The 1287-nt window shown below is 34.2% G+C and carries 2 protein-coding genes; both read left to right on the top strand.

Features of this window, described 5'->3' with window-relative positions; genetic code table 11:
• Nucleotides 1-241: hypothetical protein (locus IQR33_RS33540; RefSeq protein ID WP_228013993.1), on the top strand; the 241-nt coding region annotated here is incomplete at its 5' end.
• 571 nt (nucleotides 242-812) lie between these two features.
• Nucleotides 813-1178 carry a phage protein gene (locus tag IQR33_RS18935; protein WP_042520892.1) on the top strand — a complete coding sequence of 122 codons (366 nt, stop codon included), beginning with the start codon at nucleotides 813-815 and terminating at the stop codon, nucleotides 1176-1178.
• The last annotated feature ends 109 nt before the right edge of the window (nucleotides 1179-1287 follow it).

Here is a 1287-nt window from a genome sequence, read left to right as displayed (position 1 = left end):
TATAGAAAATAAAGATTTAAAAATAAAGAATTTGTCTCGTGAAATTACTAAGTTGGATTCGGGTGATTTAATTGTTGATTGTGCATCATTGATAATGATTCATTACATATCGGAAAAAGTAATAATAAAAGTTGAAATTGATTTTTTAAATTATAAAGTTAAACGTGTAAGGATATTAAAATATGAAGACTGCAATACAAAATTCGAAAAGATCTGTTTATCAGAAAGATACATTGTATAGAATAATAAATAATATTAGTACTTTGTATACCAAATCACTAGTAAAATTATTTGGTGAAGAGTTGAGAATCCATCATTGCAAACATAAGATTAATGTAAGAACCACTAACGAGTTGAGTGAACATATGAAGAAAGATCTAGGTATAGATTGAAAAGTAGAGAGTTTACATCTGTTAGATTCCTTGTTCCTATAAAACTAATGTAGTACTTACACGTTTGGGTTAAGCAAATGCGTGTCCATGTTGTCTCATATTGAATGAGCAAGATGCAAAACCAACGTGCATGGTGTCAGATACAGAAGTGGTCGCTGTGGTGGAATCGAAGTTCATGGCCCATACAAGACAGCTGATGAAGCTTGCAAGGAAGCAAAAGCCAAATACGGTGTAACTAAACTGACTTCACCAATGCTAAATAAAGCAGAATAGCTTCAGTGTTTCCATCCATACTCAAATAGTCGAGCAAATCTGCAAAATCGATTCTTCTAACCTTTAAGTTCGTATTATGGGCGCTTATGTTGAATACGATTGCATATGCGTATCCTATAAAATGTCTCTCTTTTGAGGGACAATTCAATGAAGTATCACGAAATGACTAAAAACTATATTTTTCGTGAATTTGAATGTGGTTTAACCGTCGAAGAAGCTGCTAAACTTTGTTTAAAAACTGTGAGAACGGTCAAAGAATGGGATAAGGGAAAATCGATTCCTCCAGAGTGTAAACGCTTGATGAGGATGAATAAGGGTAGGGAATTGAGCTCTTGTGAAGATTGGGAAAACTTCGTAATGCGGCATGATCGCTTAGAGCTTCCAACTGGTCAGTTGGTTACTGCGCAGCAAGTATTAATTGGGGTTGCACTCTTAGAGCTAGGGGCTTCAAATGATATTAAGATTGCCCACAAAATCCTCAAGTATGCACGCTCTCTAAAGAAAATAGTTTAAAAATAATTAAAAAGGCTCCAGATGGAGCCTTTTAAGAAAGCGTTGTTTACTCATTATTACAATTCCCATTTATGTTTAAAATACAGGCGAATGTTGTCAAATTCATGTT

The organism is Vibrio sp. OPT46, from assembly GCF_015163535.1.
Classification (GTDB): domain Bacteria; phylum Pseudomonadota; class Gammaproteobacteria; order Enterobacterales; family Vibrionaceae; genus Vibrio; species Vibrio alginolyticus.
This window is presented reverse-complemented; position numbering and strand designations above follow the sequence as displayed.

Coding starts and splice junctions, on each gene's coding strand:
- IQR33_RS18935 (WP_042520892.1), top strand. CDS start 813: ATGAAGTATCACGAAATGACTAAAAACTATATTTTTCGTGAATTTGAA.